Source organism: Ruegeria sp. CDSC045, assembly GCF_059610725.1.
In genome coordinates this window covers 1-17,100 of sequence record NZ_JBXWOE010000015.1, presented here as the reverse complement: position 1 = coordinate 17,100, position 17,100 = coordinate 1, and the positions used below count along the sequence as shown (strand labels likewise).

Here is a 17,100-nt window from a genome sequence, read left to right as displayed (position 1 = left end):
GAGGCACTGAACAGCACCATAAGACGAGCCGGAAAAAAACGACCGGCCAAACAAGAAAACGCCCCCGATCAGATCGGAGGCGTTTTTAAGTCTTCAAAGAACTCGCGATTAGCCGCGTTCTTCGATGATCTCTACCAGATGCGGGATCTTGTTGACCATGCCGCGGACCGAAGGAGTATCCTCCAGCTCACGGGTTTTGTGCATCTTGTTCAAGCCCAGACCGATCAGGGTCGCGCGCTGTTCGGCGGGGCGGCGGATCGGGGAACCGATCTGCTTGACGACGATGGTTTTTGCCATGGGTCGCTCTCCTTATGCTTCTGCTTCAGCAGCAACAGGCGCTTCGTCCCGCTTGGGCAGGATGTCAGCAACTTTCTTGCCGCGACGCTGTGCAACCGAACGCGGGCTCTGTTCTTTTTGCAGGCCGTTGATGGTGGCGCGGATCATGTTGTACGGGTTCTGCGAGCCCAACGACTTGGACACAACGTCCTTGACGCCCAGCATTTCGAACACAGCACGCATCGGACCACCGGCGATGATACCAGTACCTTCAGGTGCCGAGCGCATAACCACTTTACCGGCGCCGTGACGGCCTTCGATATCGTGGTGCAGGGTCCGACCTTCGCGCAGCTGCACGCGGATCATCTGACGCTTGGCTTGCTCCGTCGCCTTACGGATGGCCTCGGGTACTTCTTTTGCTTTACCCTTGCCAAAGCCGACGCGGCCCTTCTGATCGCCGACAACCACCAGAGCGGCGAAGCCAAAGCGCTTACCACCTTTTACGGTTTTCGACACGCGGTTGATCGCGACCAGACGGTCTGCGAATTCCGGAGTTTCGTCGCGGTCGCGGCCACGGCCCCGACGGTTTTCACGTTCTGCCATTTGGCATCCCTTTTCTCATGTGGCGCATTGCGGCGCCGTTGTTTCAATCCAAGTGAGCCTCGACTATTGCCGAGGCCCCCGGATCATCGGGGCAGCTGAGGCGCTGCCCGCAAGTCTTAGATCTTCAGACCACCTTCACGCGCAGCGTCGGCGACAGCCTTCACTTTGCCGTGGAACAGGAAGCCGCCACGATCGAAATAAGCCTCTTCGACGCCTGCCTTCTTGGCACGCTCGGCGATGGCTGCGCCCACTTTCGTAGCCGCTTCGACGTTGTTTGTGCCAACTACACCCAGATCTTTTTCCAGGGTCGAGGCCGAGGCCAGGGTCACGCCACGAACGTCGTCGATCAGCTGAGCGCTGATGTTCTTGTTCGAACGGTGAACCGACAGGCGTACACGACCTGCATTGACCTTGCGAAGTTTGTTCCGAACGCGCAGGCGGCGCTTCAGAAACAGGGTTCTTTTGCTGTTTGCCATTGTTTGCGTCCTTACTTCTTCTTGCCTTCTTTGCGGAAGATGAATTCGCCCTTATAGCGGATACCCTTGCCCTTATACGGCTCGGGACGGCGCCATTCGCGGATTTTCGCCGCGACTTCGCCCACCTGCTGCTGGTCGTTACCTTCCACAATGATCACGGTCTGCTTCGGTGCGGTGATGGTGACACCTTCCGGAGCAACGAAATCAACGTCGTGGCTGTAGCCCAGGTTCAGCTTCAGGGTGTTCCCCTGCATCTGAGCCCGGTAACCAACACCCTGGATCTCCAGCTCTTTTTTGAAGCCTTCGGTCACACCTGTTACCAGATTGGCAACCATGGTGCGGCTCATGCCCCATTGCTGGCGGGCACGTTTGGACATGCCACGCGGGTTGATTTGAACCACATTGTCTTCGACCGACAGCGTAACGTCATCAGTCGCAGTGAAGCTACGGGCACCTTTCGGGCCTTTGACTTCGATGGTCTGGCCGGAAACCGAGGCGGTTACACCGCTGGGCAGTTCGACCGGACGTTTACCAATACGAGACATTGACAGACCTCCTTAGAAGACGGTGCAGAGCACTTCGCCGCCAACATTGTTGGAGCGTGCATTCTGGTCCGACATCACACCTTTCGGAGTGCTGACAATCGACACACCCAGACCCTGACGGACCTGCGGGATGTCATTGACGCCCATGTATACGCGACGACCGGGCTTGGAGACCCGCTTCAACTCGCGAATGACAGGGGTGCCTTCGTAGTATTTCAGGCTGATTTCGATGGCCGGATGACCGTTTTCACCAGTCATCTTTTCGTAGCCACGGATGTAACCTTCGTCCGCCAGCACGTCCAGAACCCAGGCGCGCAGTTTCGACGCCGGAGTGTTTACAGTGGACTTGCCGCGCATTTGCGCGTTGCGGATACGGGTGAGCATATCGCCGATAGGATCGTTCATATCTATGTCTCCCTTACCAGCTCGATTTCACCATGCCGGGGATCTGACCTGCAGAACCCAGCTCGCGCAGCATGATACGGCTGACCTTCAGCTTACGATAGTAAGCATGAGGACGACCTGTCAGCTGACAGCGGTTGTGAAGACGAGTTGCCGAGCTGTTGCGCGGCAGTTTCGCCAGTTTCAGACGCGCTTTGAAACGCTCTTCCATCGGCTTGCTCTCGTCATTCGCGATTTCTTTCAGCTCGGCACGCTTTGCGGCATATTTGGCCACCAGGCGTTCGCGCTTCTTCTCGCGTTCGATCATTGCTTTTTTAGCCATGTCTCAATCCTCCCGGCGCTTAAGCGTTGAACGGCATGTTGAACGCTTTCAACAGGCTTTTCGCTTCAGCGTCGGTTTTCGCTGTGGTGGCAATTACGATATCCAGGCCCCAGACCTCGTCGACCTTGTCGAAGTCGATTTCCGGGAACACGATGTGCTCTTTCATGCCCATGGCAAAGTTGCCACGACCATCGAAAGAAGGCTTAACACCGCGGAAGTCACGAACGCGCGGCAGCGCGATGGTGATCAGGCGATCCAGGAATTCATACATCCGGTCACCGCGCAGGGTAACTTTCGCACCCAGCGGCATGTCTTCACGGACGCGGAAACCCGCGATCGACTTCTTCGCCAGTGTTGCAACAGCCTTTTGGCCTGCAATCGCGGTCAGATCTTCAACAGCGGCTTTCGCCTTCTTCGAGTCTCTGACGGCCTCTGCACCACAACCGATGTTCAGAACGATCTTTTCCAGCTTGGGCAGCTGCATATCGCTCTTGTAACCGAACTCTTCTTTCAGAGCGGCACGGATGGTTTCAGCGTACTGAGCTTTCAGACGCGGGGTGTAGGTTGCGGTATCAAGCATCGATCACGTCCCCCGTGGTCTTGGCAAAACGAACCTTCTTGTCACCTTCCATGCGGAAGCCAACGCGGGTTGCTTTACCGTTTTTGTCCAGCAGAGCCAGGTTCGACAGCTCAATCGGGTTTGCCTGAGGCAGGCGACCACCTTGCGAGGTCTGCGACTGGCGGGTGTGGCGAATGGCGATGTTCACGCCATCAACAACGGCTTTACCGGCTTTCGGGTCGACCGAGGTGATAGTTCCCTCTTTGCCCTTGTCCTTGCCAGCCAGCACGACGACCTTGTCGCCTTTGCGGAGTTTAGCAGCCATGATTACAGCACCTCCGGAGCAAGCGAGATGATTTTCATGAAGTTCTTCGCGCGCAGTTCACGAACAACAGGGCCAAAGATACGGGTACCTACGGGCTCGTTGTTGTTGTTCAGAATGACGGCGGCGTTGCGATCGAAACGGATCGCGGTGCCGTCTTCGCGACGGACTTCTTTGGCGGTGCGTACGACGACGGCCTTACGGACGTCACCTTTCTTTACGCGGCCGCGTGGGATGGCTTCCTTCACCGAGACGACAATGATGTCGCCTACAGAGGCGTATTTACGCTTGGAACCACCCAGGACCTTGATGCACTGAACTCGGCGTGCGCCGGAGTTGTCAGCGACATCCAGATTGGTCTGCATCTGGATCATGTGGTTTCTCCCGACCTGTGGGGGCTGGTCTTGTTAGATCCCCCAGGGTTTCGACAAATGGGAAAATCCCGGAGGCTTACGCTTCCAGAACTTCCCAACGTTTCGTCTTCGATTTCGGCGCGCATTCGATGATGCGAACTGTATCGCCGACCTTGAAGGCGTTCTTTTCATCGTGAGCCCGGTATTTCTTGGACTTACGGATGGTTTTCTTCAGAACCGGATGCGTAAAGCGGCGCTCGACGGATACGGTTACAGTCTGTGCGTTGGCATCGCTCGTTACGGTGCCGGAAAGGATACGCTTAGGCATAGGATTACTCCTCCGATGCCGCAGCAGCGGCCTTTTCGTTCAGGATGGTTTTAACGCGGGCGGCGTTGCGGCGGGCCGCTTTGATGCCAGCGGTGCTTTCCATCTGACCGGTTGCCTGTTGAAAGCGCAGGTTAAAGCTTTCTTTCTTCAGGTTGGCCAGTTCCTCGCGGAGCTGGTCAGGGGTCTTGTCACGCAGTTCTTGGGCGTTCATCGCCTTTTCCTTTGCTCAAAACACCAGAAGGCCCCTATGCAGGGTCACCTTTGACCTGGTGGATGAATGATAGACATACGAATCCCCCGACTCGGCCGGGGGAACGCAAGATGCCGCTCTATAGGGGGTTCTGGGGTGGGTGGCAAGGGAAAGTATGGAGGATTGATCGAGAGGCCGTTTTTAGCGCTCTGCTCACTTGAGCAACCAGCGACGGGCACGAGATGTTTGAACCGAATTTGGAAGCCTATTCGCTCTTGGAGCGAATTCCATCGAAACCTCTTCCCCAAACCAATCCAGAGTTCGGCAGCATATGCGCCTGCTTCAAAACTATCTTTAGCTCTGGAGAATACAGCACCTTTACCGTTCGTTCGTCATCCCCTGATACATGCTCACGCACCAGAACTTCCCAAACTTTGTATTTACACGTTCCAACCCGTTCAATTCGATTTTTCTGGAACTCAACCGTTACAGTGCCGAGTAAGGCTTCTTTATCGCCATCTTGTATCGTGAAGCCTGACTGCCACTCTTTTTGCTGCTCTAGGTCATCTAAGGAACTAACTGATTGCTCGTATGAACGCTTTGAGGCGGTGAACTTCATAAAGGTCTCGCCGAACAGCAAAGGATGCGCGTAGTGGCTAGCGAAACCTATGCGCCTAGAGTCTTCGGTTCTCAACTCAACGACAAACCCCGTCTCAACAACGGTTTGAACTCGTAAAAGCCATGTTCCGCCATAGTCCAACCAGACGCCTTTACCGACATCTACACGGGTTGGGCACGTCGCAAGTGCAGGTGCGACAGCCAACGCCAAAAAAAGTGAAACCGCTAGTACAACCTTTGCTGGTTTTGGCGCGCCCATGGTTTACTCCCACAAAATAGAAAAGCTGGCATTAATCCCGCCACCCTAGGCCTCGTTGACAGGTGCGTTGAATGCACCAGCCCTTACAGCATGTAGACATCCCACTCACAAACGCAAAACGCGGCCTCGTTTGCACGAGACCGCGTCTTCAACTGTCTAAGTCTAAGTGACTTACGCCAGAGCGATGTTCACAGCCGACTCACGACCGTCACGGCCGGGTTCGATGTCGAACGTTACTTTCTGGTCGTCGGCCAGGCCGGTCAGACCCGAGCGCTCGACAGCAGAGATGTGTACAAACACGTCTTTGCCACCGGTCTCCGGTGCGATGAAGCCAAAACCTTTAGTTGTGTTGAACCATTTTACGGTGCCGTTGGCCATATCCGTAGTCTCCTAGTAAATTGCTGTCCGCGGAATTGCGACAGCGCGGCGTTGTCGGTCTGGATCGAAAGACTGAACGCCGATATTCGGGAGACAGTGGTCGAAAAAGAAAAACGTAAGCGCCCCCCACATCGTTTATCTGACGACACAATGCAAGAACTTTTCACACATTCCTTTGAATCAGAGTCCCTTAAACGACCGTGCTAGTCCCATTTATAGTTAAAGCTGACGGAAATCCGCTCATCCTCGGCCATGTTCATCGGCACCTCGTGGCGCAACCAGCTCTCCCATAGCAAGACATCGCCAACCTGAGGCTTCACATAGATGAATGGCTGCAGGTCCCGACGCCCCCCTTTCATACGCGTGGGCGCTGCCATCATGCGGCCCGAGCGCGGGTCTTCAAGCTTCAGCGCGCTAGCGCCTTCGGGCATCGAAACATAAGTCGTGCCCGAGATCACGCTGTGTGGGTGCAGGTGGCTGGAGTGCATTCCGCCCTCGGGCAAAATGTTGATCCAAAGGTCTTCAAGCTTTAGTTCACCCTCACCCAGATCAAACTCCAGATCCTTAGCAAAAGCTGCAACGTGCTGGTCCAGCACCTTAACCAGATCGGCAAAGATCGGAAACCGCCAAGGCAGATCCGTCAGCGAGGCATAGCTGGTATAACCGGGATAGCCGTTTTCTTCGCACCATTCCTGCCCGGCCTCATCATCCTCGGCGATGACAAGACAGGAGCTTTCCAGCTCCTCCGGGTCGATCTTGGGATCAAACTCGGACAAAGCTGCGCGATAGAGACGGGTGACAAAAAGTGATTCAATCTGTGCCATGGGCCTGTCTTAAACCAGCCTCTCGATGAAGGCGATGGGTGTTTTGCGAGGCTGTCGCGGGGGCAGCGCCATCAAACCAAAAACCCCCGCCGGATTCCCGACGGGGGTCAATCTTGTCGCGAGCGGGGTCGCCCCCGGGTCGCTTACCAGTCTTCGCGAACCACGACGCGAGTCTTGATCGGCAGCTTCATCGCAGCCAGGCGCAGGGCCTCGCGGGCGATGTCGTCATTGACGCCGTCGATTTCGAACATCACGCGGCCAGGCTTGACTTTGCATGCCCAGCGGTCGACCGAACCTTTACCTTTACCCATACGAACTTCGATCGGCTTAGCCGTAACCGGAGTGTCGGGGAAGATGCGGATCCAGACGCGACCCTGACGCTTCATGTGACGCGTCATGGCACGACGTGCAGCTTCGATCTGGCGTGCAGTTACACGCTCAGGCTCAAGAGCTTTCAGTCCATAGGTGCCAAAGTTCAGATCAGAGCCGCCCTTGGCTTCACCCTTGATCCGGCCTTTGTGCATCTTGCGGAATTTAGTACGCTTTGGTTGAAGCATATCTTTCCCTCCTTAGCGACGACCGCCACCAGCACCACGAGGTGCAGGGCCGTCCTGGAGTTCCTGTGCTTTACGGTCACGTGCCTGCGGATCGTGCTCCATGATCTCACCTTTGAAGATCCAGACCTTGATCCCGATGATTCCGTAAGGAGTCATCGCTTCGGCTTGTGCGTAATCGATGTCGGCGCGCAGAGTGTGCAGAGGCACACGACCTTCGCGGTACCACTCGGTCCGTGCGATTTCGGCGCCACCCAGACGGCCAGCGACGTTCACCCGGATACCGAGCGAGCCCATACGCATGGCGTTCTGAACAGACCGCTTCATCGCGCGACGGAACGAAACCCGGCGCTCCAGCTGCTGAGCGATGGACTCGGCAACCAGCTGTGCGTCAAGCTCGGGCTTGCGCACTTCGACGATGTTCAGGTGCAGTTCGCTGTCTGTCATCAGGGCGATTTTCTTGCGCAGAACTTCAATATCCGCGCCTTTCTTGCCGATGATGACACCCGGACGTGCAGTGTGGATCGTAACGCGGCACTTCTTGTGCGGACGTTCGATGATCACACGGGCGATGCCGGCTTGCTTGCACTCTTTGTTGATGAACTCACGAATCTTCAGATCTTCCAGCAGAAGATCACCGTAGTCCTTGGTGTCGGCGTACCAGCGGCTGTCCCAGGTGCGGTTCACCTGCAGGCGCATGCCGATCGGATTTACTTTATGACCCATTAGGCTTGCTCCTCAACTTGACGCACCTTGATGGTGATCTCCGAGAACGGCTTCATGATCTTGCCGAAACGGCCACGGGCCCGAGGGCGACCGCGTTTCATGACCAAGTTCTTACCAACCCATGCTTCGGCAACGATCAGCTCGTCGACGTCCAGGTTGTGGTTGTTCTCGGCGTTGGCGATTGCGGACTGCAGGCACTTTTTCACGTCCTGCGCGACACGCTTGTTCGAGAAAGTCAGGTCGGTCAGAGCCTTCTCAACTTTCTTGCCGCGGATCATCTGCGCAACCAGGTTCAGTTTCTGCGGGCTGGTACGGAGCATGCGCGTTTTCGCCATTGCTTCGTTTTCAGCCACGCGGCGGGGGTTCTTTTCCTTGCCCATGACTTACTTCCGCTTCGCTTTTTTGTCAGCGGCGTGACCGTAATAGGTACGAGTCGGCGAATACTCACCAAACTTCTGACCGATCATGTCTTCCGAGACGTTGACGGGGATATGCTTCTGGCCGTTGTACACACCAAAGGTCAGACCCACGAACTGGGGCAGAATGGTGGAACGACGCGACCAGATTTTGATAACTTCGTTGCGGCCCGACTCGCGCGCTGCTTCGGCTTTTTTCAGCACGTAAGCATCGACGAAAGGACCCTTCCAAACAGAGCGAGACATGGATTAACGTCCCTTCTTCTTGGCGTGCCGCGAGCGGATGATCAGCTTCTGGGACGCTTTGTTTTTGTTGCGAGTACGCTTACCCTTGGTGTCCTTACCCCAAGGCGTAACTGGTGTACGGCCACCCGAGGTACGACCTTCACCACCACCGTGCGGGTGATCGATCGGGTTCATAGCAACACCACGAACCGACGGACGCACGCCTTTGTGGCGCATACGACCGGCTTTACCGAGGTTCTGGTTGCTGTTGTCGGGGTTGGACACGGCACCAACGGTGGCCATGCATTCCTGACGAACCATGCGCAGCTCGCCCGAGCTCAGACGGATCTGAGCATAACCGCCATCGCGGCCTACGAATTGCGCGTAAGTACCGGCCGCACGTGCGATCTGACCGCCTTTACCAGGCTTCATCTCGATGTTGTGGACAATGGTACCAATAGGCATACCCGAGAACGGCATTGCGTTGCCCGGCTTGATGTCGGCCTTGGCCGAAGCCACAACCTTGTCACCAATAGCCAGACGCTGCGGAGCCAGGATATATGCCTGCTCGCCGTCTTCGTATTTTACCAGTGCGATGAACGCGGTCCGGTTCGGGTCATATTCGATCCGCTCGACGGTTGCCGCGACATCAAATTTATTCCGTTTGAAGTCAACGATCCGGTAGAGACGCTTTGCGCCACCGCCGCGGCGGCGTGAAGTGATCCGTCCGGTGTTGTTCCGGCCGCCCGATTTGGTCAAACCCTCAGTGAGAGACTTGACCGGACGTCCTTTCCAAAGCTCCGAACGGTCGATCAGCACCAGCCCGCGCTGGCCCGGCGTCGTCGGCTTGTACGACTTGAGTGCCATGCTTTCTGTCTTCCGTTTAGCAAGTGCGGGGATTTCCCCGCTATGTGATAGGCCCCCGTAGGTGCCAAGGGTATAGGGCCCCGAAGGTCCCCGGTTTCAAATATCAGAGGCCCCGGAACGAATCCGAGGCCGTAAGATTGGGTGCATATAGCCGTGTTGGGGGTGGGTGTCTATAGGTGAATTTAGAGCGTCCAACCACCGTTAGGTGGATCAGTGTCGCACCCACTAACCTCGGGGTTGTGAATTAAGCACAAGTATCAGTAAATGAGATAGATTCACGACAAATGAGATTAGTTCATGGCAATTTCAAACAAACAGCGCTGGATTTACGTAGCAGAAATGGCTCTGCGCTGTGAGAAACGAAGAAAAGACGCGCCAGCAACGTTCGCACTAGACCACCTTTTCTCGTTGCTCGAACAACGCGAGCAAGACGCTACGCAAAAAAAATACGTTGGTTCGAACGAAGAGAAGATGCTCTGGTGCACCGATGTTACTAGAACAAACTCCACAATTCGCTTTCTGCTGCACTTCGGCGACAAGGAAGTGAGCGACCCTGCATTTGTCGATTTCGAAACGACCGACACTCGGGAAGTACCAAAAGGTGAAAACGAAGGTGTGCCATTCTCTAGCCACATCGCTATCAGAGCGACACCAGAAGCTAACGGCAACTATATGGTTTTGGTTGAACGCACTTCTGGTATCCACATCAAGTCAGTTGAAAACTACCTCCGCTGGCTGCTAAAGGATGAGAATTTCAAAATTCAATACGTCAATGAACATAACCAGCCCATGTCTGTATTCGGCATTGTTGAACTCCTAGGTTATAAATCAAAGCTTCTTAAGGACGTACTGAGAACTGGCACCATTCAGGACGTAGAATTTGTGAAAGAAGAAGAATACTTCATAAATGGCGTTGATGAAGAACCTGCCCGCTCTGAAAAACTTATGAGTGCAAAGTTTAGACTTCAAAAACAAGTTACCGAGGACCAAGGGCGAAACCTATTTGAGCGGCTCACCGGATGGTCCCGTGATCATGGATACGATGACGACGCGAAAATGCTGATCAGGATCAAAACAGCATTCGGGCAAGTCAAACAAACTGAAGTTGACCCAAATGGCGATATACTAGAATCTTTCTTCGTGGCGAATGAACAAGTTAGCGGTTTTGAAGAACCTTTGCCTCAATACTATCATACGCCAAGGGACGACATGTTTCAAAAAATAGAAAACATCTTTGGCCAATATCAACTCCACCAAGGCGAATGATGCTAGGACATCAAAAACTCTTCACGGCATTTCGCTTCCTGATTCTTAAGGAAGAGGGAAGCGGTAGATCCAAAACCATGAAGGAAAGAGTCAGCAGCTCTCTCTCTTGGTTCCAGTGGTACTATCCCACTCTAGCGGCCGGGCTATCACTTTATTTTCTAAGGGAATTCGACCTTTTCTCAATTTTTGAAGGGTCAGACAACCTGATATCAAGAGTCAATTCTTTGCTTGCGATGCTAATTGGCTTTTACATCGCGGCGTTAGCTGCTGTGGCTACATTTCAAAGCGCGCGCCTCGAAGAGGAAATTTCCGGCAGAAAAATCTTTGCAGGCGATCAAAGTTTGAAGCGACGCCAGTTTCTTTGCTCAGTGTTTGGTTATTGCACCGGTATGGCGATTATAATTTTTCTCACCTCGTCTGTCTTCGAGCTTTTAAGTTCGGAGCTTGCGCAAATCCAATTCGTCTGCCGCTACATGGCGTTCTTCCAGTATTCAAGCGCATTTGGGTATCTTTGGTGCTGCTTCAGCCTCATGTTTGTCACACTTCTTGGGATGAACTACTTGGTAGACCGAATGCACCGGTAAAATTTATGGCGTTGATGCACCAAACTGGGCATACGCACGATATCTGTGATGAACAAAAAACCGCTTTCGCGGGGGCCTTTATCTCTCTCCAAAGACGAGACCGGTCAGAGACCGGTGGACAGGTCGATGTGCTCCCCCTTCCAGAGACACATTTACTTTCTTAACGTCTTTCCGCCTGACTAACTGGCCTCGCACGATCACTTCTTGTCGCGCGCGGCCTTCTCTTCCTTGGTCAGCTTGGCGTTCCAAACATTCTTGCTCAAACCCAGCTCTGCCGGCGCAGGTTTGGTTTTGCCGATGCTGACTTTGCCTCCTTTATCCAGGAACTCCTGAATAAGGGCCTCATCTGTTGTTTCTTTGGGGACATGTTTCATAAGAGCGACCGTATCCGCATCACACGCCGGGGGCAACGACCGGATTTCCGGCTATTGTTCACACCCTCTGACCGATCCCGTCACCCATACAGCGCGCGCGCTTCGGCAAAGGACAGCAGGCGGCGGTTTTTCTCATCCCACAGGTGTAGCCGTGCGTTGGCGAGGCTTTCGCGGATGGTCATCCTGTTGCTGTTGGCCAACTCGTCATGATCCCGCAGCACCTCGGTCAGGCGATAGAACGGGATGCGGCTGTACAGATGGTGTACGTGGTGGATGCCGATATTGGCCGTGAACCACTGCAATACGGATGGCAGGATGTAATGCGAGCTGCCGTGCAGGGCGGCCTCGTGCAGTTGCCAGTCCTGATCAGGGTCCCATTGCGTCTCTTCGAATTGGTGTTGGACATAGAACAACCAAACGCCAGCGGTCGCGGCGATAAGGGTCGAGGGCAGGAAAATCAGCAGAACCGGCATCAGGCCACCAAAATAGTAGATGGCCCCCAGTGCGGCCAGAATGGCCAGATTCGTCGCCATCGCGCTGACCCAGAATTTCGGAATACCGGTCAAGCCAAGCGGGAGGCGGTTTTGAAACAGGAACAGATAGCCGGGCCCAAAGCCAAACAGGGTGATCGGGTGGCGATAGAGCCGGTAAAACAACCGGTTCAAGGGCGTCAGCGCCCGGTATTCGGCCACAGTCAGCGTATGGATGTCTCCCATCCCGCGCTTATCCAGATTGCCAGATGAGTTGTGATGCGAGGAATGTGTGCGCCGCCAAACATCGTAAGGCGTCAGCGTCAGCACCCCGAGCCCCCGACCGACCCAGTCACTGACCGTCCGGTTCGTAAAAAATGCCCCGTGACCGCAATCATGCTGAATGGCAAACAGGCGCAGCAGAAAGGCCGCGTTCAGAACCGAGATCGCAAGCGCTAGCCAATAGCTCACCGACAAAGACATCCAAGCCAAGGCCCAAAGCGCTATGAAGGGAACACAGGTAACCCCCAGCTCGAACCAGCTACGCGGTTGGCTTGGCTCCCGATATTTGGCCAGCGTCGACACCCAGTCCCGCGCGACAGTCACATCCGGGTTGTCCCGGGTCGAGAGAGTGGATTGGGTCATGCGCCTGCCATATCGTTTGTTTGTTCCATACCGGATAGACGACCCCACCGGCATAGCAATCATTTTCTGTTCGAGACGCTGGGAATGGCGCTCAACTTTTGGTGTCACTACCTAAAGAAAAACCCCCGCTTTCGCGGGGGTCTTAATGGTTTGTCCAAAGACAGGCCCGATCAAAGACCGGTGGAAATGTCGATGGTGTTACCCTCTTCAAGGGTCACATATGCTTTTTTGACGTCTTTCCGCTTGCCCAACTGGCCGCGGAACCGCTTGACCTTACCTTTGGTCACAGAGGTGTTCACCGCTTTGACCTTCACACCAAACAGTGCCTCAACGGCCTCTTTGATCTGTGGCTTGTTGCTGTCAATCGCAACCTCAAAGACAACCGCGCCGTTTTCGGACGCCATGGTCGACTTTTCGGTGATGATCGGCTTGCGGATCACGTCGTAGTGTTCTGCCTTCGCGCTCATTTCAGTCGAGCCTCCAGTGCTTCGACAGCCGCTTTGGTGAGCACCAGAGTGTCACGCTTGAGGATGTCATAAACGTTTGCACCCATCGACGGCAGGATATCCAGACCTTCGATGTTGCGCGACGCCTTCAGGAACCCTTCGTTCACGGTCGCCCCGTCGATGACCAGAGCGCGTTTCCAACCCAGGTTTGCAACCTGCTTGGCCAGAGCGGCGGTCTTGCCTTCGGCTTCGGCGTTCTCGATCACGACCAGTTCACCAGCTGCCATTTTGGCAGACAGCGCGTGGCGCAGACCAAGTTTACGGAACTTTTTCGGCAGGTCATGACCATGCGAACGTACGACCGGACCTTTGTAAACGCCACCACCCCGGAAGATCGGTGCCGAACGGGCGCCGTGGCGTGCGCCACCGGTGCCTTTTTGGCGATAGATCTTCTTGGTTGAGTAGGACACTTCCGAGCGGGTCTTGACCTTGTGGGTGCCAGCCTGCGCGTTGTTACGCTGCCAACGGACCACACGGTGCAGGATGTCCGCGCGCGGCTCCAGGCCGAACAGGTCCGCATCCAGCTCGATGTTGCCGGCTTTGCCGCCGTCCAGTTTGATTACATCAAGTTTCATGCTTCACCACCTTCCGCGGGAGCTTCTTCCGCAGGTGCTTCGGTTGCAGCCGATTTCACAGCAGCCGGGAAAGGCAGGCCTTCCGGTGCTTTCTTCTTGACGGCGTCCTTGACGGTAACCCAACCGGATTTCGGTCCGGGAACGGCGCCTTTGATGAAGACCAGACCACGGTCGGCGTCGGTTTTGACGACTTCCAGGTTCTGGGTGGTTACACGGGCAGCACCCATGTGACCGGCCATCTTTTTGCCTTTGAAAACTTTGCCCGGATCCTGACACTGGCCAGTTGAACCGTGCGAACGGTGGCTGATCGAAACACCGTGTGAGGCGCGAAGACCACCGAAGTTCCAGCGCTTCATTGCACCGGCAAAGCCTTTACCGATCGAAGTACCCGAAACGTCAACTTTCTGACCTTCCAGGAAATGTTCTGCCGAAATCTCGGCGCCAACTTCAATCAAGCCATCTTCAGAGACGCGGAACTCGACCAGCTTACGCTTGGGTTCAACCTTGGCAGCGGCATAGTGACCGCGCATGGCTTTCGAGGTGCGTTTTGCCTTGGCAGCACCGGCACCCAGCTGAACAGCAGTATAGCCGTCCTTCTCGTCCGTGCGCTGTGCAACAACCTGCAGGTTGTCCAGGTGAAGAACGGTCACAGGGATCTGCTTGCCGTCTTCCATGAACAGGCGGGTCATGCCGACTTTTTTTGCGATAATACCAGAGCGCATAATCTATACCCTCCGATCTTACGACTGCAGCTTGATCTCGACGTCCACACCAGCAGCGAGGTCGAGCTTCATCAGCGCGTCAACGGTCTGGGGGGTCGGATCAACGATGTCGAGCAGACGCTTGTGCGTGCGGATCTCGAACTGGTCGCGGGATTTCTTGTCAACGTGAGGGCCACGGAGAACCGTGAACTTCTCGATCTTGTTCGGCAGCGGGATCGGGCCGCGCACGTTCGCGCCGGTCCGCTTGGCAGTGTTGACGATCTCTTGCGTGCTGGCATCCAGAACGCGATAGTCAAATGCCTTCAGCCGAATACGGATATTTTGGCTTTGCATAATAACAGCCTTTTATCAGGCGTTGAGGTTGAGAGGAGGACAAGCGCGCATCGCCAACCCTCATCGAACCCAAAAGGCGGGAATCACCCCGCCTTGATGTTCTTATAGAGAACTCGCGCGATCTACAGGGGTGTGAGGGGTTTGGCAAGGGGGGAAGTTCAAACAAGTCGAATGCGCTCACCTGGCTCATACCCTATGCGTAGATTTTCTGAATTTGGGTGTCGTGACAAGATCAACTCAATCTAAAATGGTCCACCAGATTCCTGTACTGAATGCTTAGGGATTTTCTTGGACAGACACAAAAAGCCAAAGCAAGATAATTGCCCCAAACGGGTTGATAAACAGTGCTGCCACTTGCCAAAGTAATCGATTTTGTCCGCGCCGCTCTGCCATATCCCCCACTAGCGCAAACAGTTGCCAGATCGCCCAGAGCAAAAAGGCCAAAAACAAGAGGATGAATATTGCTTCCATCGTGTGTCTTCACTCTGCCCTTGTTCGTAACGTTCGATATGTCATCAGTGCAACTGAGGCGATACATGTTTCTAACTTCAAATTGTTTGAGGCTTGCACGACCTCTTTCAGATTTGTGGGCGCAGAGTAACCTCATCTCGATCCGAACCTCTGTAAAGGCCGTCCTTTGAGGAGCGGCCACTTTCACGGATAGCGAAAAGCGGGGCGTCTCCCAGCGCGATTGGCTCAACGCCTTCGCGGGCAACACAACTCGCGTTGCATGCGGAAAGATGCCCTTAGACTATGTCTTGGCTACCCGTGCCGCCATACGAGACAGTCTGGTATCCTGATAGTCGAACACTGAGCTTTCGAATGGGGCAAAAATGGCATCGCAATCGGTCGCTTCTGCAGACGGTGGCCTGACGAATTCGTGTAGCTCAAACCCGTGATCTGCCATCGCGGCGACAAAATCGCTGAACCTATAACCGCCGTGATACCGGCGCCGTACAGAGACTTCAGCCAATACAAAGGTGCATTTTTTCAGCATCTCCGATGCACCTTTAATAACCTCGATTTCAAAACCTTCCGTGTCGATTTTCAATCCGAAAGGTTCCTTGTAGGAAGACGCAATCTCATCCAGTGTTTTTACCGGGACTTGTCGCTCTTCAACTTGCGAGGTGTGCTGGATTGCCGCTTCGTCAAACTCCTGCATCGTTGCCCGTGTGCCGAGCCAACGATCGCCAACTGTTGGAATTCGAAGAGTCGTCTGTCCGCTTTCGGCACCAACTCCGCAAGCATGGAAATCAAAATCGATCTTGTCGCCCCAGTTTTTCCGTACCTTGGTTTCGTAATCCGAAATGGGCTCAACCAACACAAACTTGGCTGCAGGGAAAGCTTCGTACAAATGCTCGGTTCCCGAGGCCACCCCGACATCGAATACTGTCTCGACCTCAAAACCCAGATTACCGATATAGGCACCCGTCTCCTTCATTGGCGAAACCTGATATCCTCGCCGCTTCAGGCGTTTGGACAGTCGTTCTACGGTTTCGTCCATGTCGAAGTATCCTTCTTGCGGTTTCGCCCGATGCAATCCATTGAAACCAACTAGAGAGCACTTCAACGGCAAAAGCGCAATCTGGTATACTGTGTCGCTGGCAAGCTAGCCTAGGCGTGGCGAAATGCTATCGACCCGGGCCGTCCCCGACCAGTTCAACTTTTCTGAAAGTTACTCAAGCGGTTTCCGTTTGCCATGCGGGGCATCTTATGACCATGAACGCGTGCATCAAACAGGAAACAGCGAGATCACTCCAATGATAGAACGCATCGAAACCGGCGAGAGATCGTCCAAAATCGTTAAACATAATGGTGTGGCCTATTTGACCGGGCAAGTCGCCGAAGGTGATACCATTCAGGAACAGGTGCGTATTTGCCTTGGGAAAATTGACGACCTGCTAGAGCGCGCAGGTTCATCACGGGAAAAGATGCTGCGTGTGACCATCTGGCTGGCCGATATGAAGGACTTTGCTGGTTTGAACGAGGTCTGGAATGCTTGGGTTCCTGCAGGATACGCACCTGCGAGGGCGTGTGGCGAAGCAAAACTAGCGCGGCCCGAACTGAAGGTGGAATTCATAGTGGACGCCGCATACGACTGAAGCATGCTGCTTCTTTAGGAATTCCCCCGTCTTGAACTACCAAATTCAAACAGAAAAAGCCCGCCCCGTTTGGGGCGGGCTTTTTTTGTTTCGACGGTTAGGTCTGAGACTATTCGACGAACGATCTCATCACCGCCTCCGATCACTCAACACTCATTGGTGTACGACATGGGTGCGTCGCGGGCTTGTCGAGATCAAACGAGAAAGGGCGCCGGATGGGCGCCCTTTCCATTTGATCATTCGCTTGCGCGAATTACTCGACGATTTTCGACACAACGCC

30 protein-coding genes are annotated in these 17,100 nt (G+C 54.6%); 3 read left to right on the top strand and 27 right to left on the bottom strand.

Translation table 11 applies throughout. From position 1 onward, the window contains the following. Positions 1-108 precede the first annotated feature (108 nt). The 19 genes from rpmD to rplB form a co-directional block, all read right to left on the bottom strand. The gene (gene rpmD, locus AC2FH6_RS20120) at positions 109-297 is read right to left on the bottom strand and encodes a 50S ribosomal protein L30 (protein WP_008757946.1); all 189 of its coding nucleotides are present in this window, start codon (positions 295-297) and stop codon (positions 109-111) included. Between the two features lie 12 nt (positions 298-309). After that, positions 310-879 (bottom strand): 30S ribosomal protein S5, encoded by a 570-nt coding sequence (rpsE, locus tag AC2FH6_RS20115; RefSeq protein WP_142639778.1) that lies wholly within the window; start codon positions 877-879, stop codon positions 310-312. 116 nt (positions 880-995) lie between these two features. Further along, a complete protein-coding gene (gene rplR / locus AC2FH6_RS20110) occupies positions 996-1,355 on the bottom strand; it encodes a 50S ribosomal protein L18 (protein WP_142639780.1) in 360 nt (119 codons plus the stop codon). Positions 1,356-1,366: 11 nt separating this feature from the next. Beyond that, positions 1,367-1,900, bottom strand: coding sequence for a 50S ribosomal protein L6 (gene rplF, locus AC2FH6_RS20105; protein ID WP_058272374.1), 534 nt, complete (start codon positions 1,898-1,900; stop codon positions 1,367-1,369). A 12-nt stretch (positions 1,901-1,912) separates the two neighbouring features. Further along, a complete protein-coding gene (rpsH, locus tag AC2FH6_RS20100) occupies positions 1,913-2,305 on the bottom strand; it encodes a 30S ribosomal protein S8 (RefSeq protein ID WP_142639782.1) in 393 nt (130 codons plus the stop codon). 13 nt (positions 2,306-2,318) lie between these two features. Next, positions 2,319-2,624, bottom strand: coding sequence for a 30S ribosomal protein S14 (rpsN, locus tag AC2FH6_RS20095; RefSeq protein WP_142639784.1), 306 nt, complete (start codon positions 2,622-2,624; stop codon positions 2,319-2,321). 19 nt (positions 2,625-2,643) lie between these two features. After that, a complete protein-coding gene (gene rplE, locus AC2FH6_RS20090) occupies positions 2,644-3,204 on the bottom strand; it encodes a 50S ribosomal protein L5 (protein ID WP_142639786.1) in 561 nt (186 codons plus the stop codon). After that, the gene (gene rplX, locus AC2FH6_RS20085) at positions 3,197-3,508 is read right to left on the bottom strand and encodes a 50S ribosomal protein L24 (protein ID WP_142639787.1); all 312 of its coding nucleotides are present in this window, start codon (positions 3,506-3,508) and stop codon (positions 3,197-3,199) included. Before rplX ends, rplE begins: the two co-directional genes overlap by 8 nt. Before the next feature lie 2 nt (positions 3,509-3,510). Beyond that, positions 3,511-3,879, bottom strand: coding sequence for a 50S ribosomal protein L14 (gene rplN / locus AC2FH6_RS20080; RefSeq protein WP_005621870.1), 369 nt, complete (start codon positions 3,877-3,879; stop codon positions 3,511-3,513). Positions 3,880-3,955: 76 nt separating this feature from the next. Further along, positions 3,956-4,186 carry a 30S ribosomal protein S17 gene (gene rpsQ, locus AC2FH6_RS20075; RefSeq protein WP_037311742.1) on the bottom strand — a complete coding sequence of 77 codons (231 nt, stop codon included), beginning with the start codon at positions 4,184-4,186 and terminating at the stop codon, positions 3,956-3,958. A gap of 4 nt (positions 4,187-4,190) precedes the next feature. Beyond that, positions 4,191-4,397, bottom strand: coding sequence for a 50S ribosomal protein L29 (gene rpmC / locus AC2FH6_RS20070; RefSeq protein WP_074736205.1), 207 nt, complete (start codon positions 4,395-4,397; stop codon positions 4,191-4,193). Between the two features lie 244 nt (positions 4,398-4,641). Beyond that, positions 4,642-5,253, bottom strand: coding sequence for a hypothetical protein (locus tag AC2FH6_RS20065; RefSeq protein WP_142639789.1), 612 nt, complete (start codon positions 5,251-5,253; stop codon positions 4,642-4,644). A 171-nt stretch (positions 5,254-5,424) separates the two neighbouring features. Further along, positions 5,425-5,631: a cold-shock protein gene (locus AC2FH6_RS20060; protein ID WP_010437077.1), complete on the bottom strand. Its 207-nt coding sequence runs from the start codon at positions 5,629-5,631 to the stop codon at positions 5,425-5,427. A 203-nt stretch (positions 5,632-5,834) separates the two neighbouring features. Beyond that, positions 5,835-6,455 carry a 2OG-Fe(II) oxygenase family protein gene (locus AC2FH6_RS20055; RefSeq protein WP_496691900.1) on the bottom strand — a complete coding sequence of 207 codons (621 nt, stop codon included), beginning with the start codon at positions 6,453-6,455 and terminating at the stop codon, positions 5,835-5,837. A gap of 143 nt (positions 6,456-6,598) precedes the next feature. Beyond that, entirely contained in the window at positions 6,599-7,012 is a 414-nt protein-coding gene (rplP, locus tag AC2FH6_RS20050; protein ID WP_085823145.1) for a 50S ribosomal protein L16, read from the bottom strand. A gap of 12 nt (positions 7,013-7,024) precedes the next feature. After that, entirely contained in the window at positions 7,025-7,735 is a 711-nt protein-coding gene (rpsC, locus tag AC2FH6_RS20045; RefSeq protein ID WP_037311761.1) for a 30S ribosomal protein S3, read from the bottom strand. Next, positions 7,735-8,115 (bottom strand): 50S ribosomal protein L22, encoded by a 381-nt coding sequence (rplV, locus tag AC2FH6_RS20040; RefSeq protein ID WP_039538267.1) that lies wholly within the window; start codon positions 8,113-8,115, stop codon positions 7,735-7,737. Before rplV ends, rpsC begins: the two co-directional genes overlap by 1 nt. Positions 8,116-8,118: 3 nt before the next feature. Next, the gene (rpsS, locus tag AC2FH6_RS20035; protein ID WP_005980699.1) at positions 8,119-8,397 is read right to left on the bottom strand and encodes a 30S ribosomal protein S19; all 279 of its coding nucleotides are present in this window, start codon (positions 8,395-8,397) and stop codon (positions 8,119-8,121) included. A gap of 3 nt (positions 8,398-8,400) precedes the next feature. Continuing rightward, a complete protein-coding gene (gene rplB / locus AC2FH6_RS20030; protein WP_271951974.1) occupies positions 8,401-9,243 on the bottom strand; it encodes a 50S ribosomal protein L2 in 843 nt (280 codons plus the stop codon). A 297-nt stretch (positions 9,244-9,540) separates the two neighbouring features. Between rplB and AC2FH6_RS20025 the strand changes: the two genes are divergently transcribed. Further along, positions 9,541-10,509: a hypothetical protein gene (locus AC2FH6_RS20025; RefSeq protein ID WP_496704036.1), complete on the top strand. Its 969-nt coding sequence runs from the start codon at positions 9,541-9,543 to the stop codon at positions 10,507-10,509. Next, a complete protein-coding gene (locus tag AC2FH6_RS20020; protein WP_496704035.1) occupies positions 10,506-11,093 on the top strand; it encodes a hypothetical protein in 588 nt (195 codons plus the stop codon). Before AC2FH6_RS20025 ends, AC2FH6_RS20020 begins: the two co-directional genes overlap by 4 nt. A 197-nt stretch (positions 11,094-11,290) precedes the next feature. Here AC2FH6_RS20020 and AC2FH6_RS20015 read toward each other — a convergent pair whose 3' ends face one another. The 8 genes from AC2FH6_RS20015 to AC2FH6_RS19980 all read right to left on the bottom strand — a co-directional run bounded on the left by AC2FH6_RS20015 (position 11,291) and on the right by AC2FH6_RS19980 (position 16,222). Next, positions 11,291-11,467 carry a hypothetical protein gene (locus tag AC2FH6_RS20015; protein ID WP_176797675.1) on the bottom strand — a complete coding sequence of 59 codons (177 nt, stop codon included), beginning with the start codon at positions 11,465-11,467 and terminating at the stop codon, positions 11,291-11,293. A gap of 80 nt (positions 11,468-11,547) precedes the next feature. Beyond that, positions 11,548-12,582: a fatty acid desaturase gene (locus tag AC2FH6_RS20010; RefSeq protein WP_496691897.1), complete on the bottom strand. Its 1,035-nt coding sequence runs from the start codon at positions 12,580-12,582 to the stop codon at positions 11,548-11,550. 170 nt (positions 12,583-12,752) lie between these two features. Then, on the bottom strand, positions 12,753-13,049 hold the full coding sequence (locus AC2FH6_RS20005) for a 50S ribosomal protein L23 (RefSeq protein ID WP_142639794.1): 297 nt from the start codon (positions 13,047-13,049) through the stop codon (positions 12,753-12,755). Continuing rightward, positions 13,046-13,663, bottom strand: coding sequence for a 50S ribosomal protein L4 (rplD, locus tag AC2FH6_RS20000; protein WP_050605826.1), 618 nt, complete (start codon positions 13,661-13,663; stop codon positions 13,046-13,048). Before rplD ends, AC2FH6_RS20005 begins: the two co-directional genes overlap by 4 nt. Beyond that, complete coding sequence (rplC, locus tag AC2FH6_RS19995; RefSeq protein ID WP_142639796.1) at positions 13,660-14,385, bottom strand: 50S ribosomal protein L3; 726 nt, start codon at positions 14,383-14,385, stop codon at positions 13,660-13,662. Before rplC ends, rplD begins: the two co-directional genes overlap by 4 nt. 18 nt (positions 14,386-14,403) lie before the next feature. Then, complete coding sequence (gene rpsJ / locus AC2FH6_RS19990) at positions 14,404-14,718, bottom strand: 30S ribosomal protein S10 (protein ID WP_008756422.1); 315 nt, start codon at positions 14,716-14,718, stop codon at positions 14,404-14,406. Between the two features lie 276 nt (positions 14,719-14,994). Next, entirely contained in the window at positions 14,995-15,189 is a 195-nt protein-coding gene (locus AC2FH6_RS19985; RefSeq protein ID WP_282022291.1) for a hypothetical protein, read from the bottom strand. Positions 15,190-15,469: 280 nt separating this feature from the next. Continuing rightward, positions 15,470-16,222, bottom strand: coding sequence for an FkbM family methyltransferase (locus AC2FH6_RS19980; protein ID WP_271951961.1), 753 nt, complete (start codon positions 16,220-16,222; stop codon positions 15,470-15,472). Positions 16,223-16,478: 256 nt separating this feature from the next. On the opposite strand from AC2FH6_RS19980, the gene AC2FH6_RS19975 reads away from it, so the two are divergent. Next, positions 16,479-16,820 (top strand): RidA family protein, encoded by a 342-nt coding sequence (locus AC2FH6_RS19975; protein WP_142639802.1) that lies wholly within the window; start codon positions 16,479-16,481, stop codon positions 16,818-16,820. Positions 16,821-17,100 lie beyond the last annotated feature (280 nt).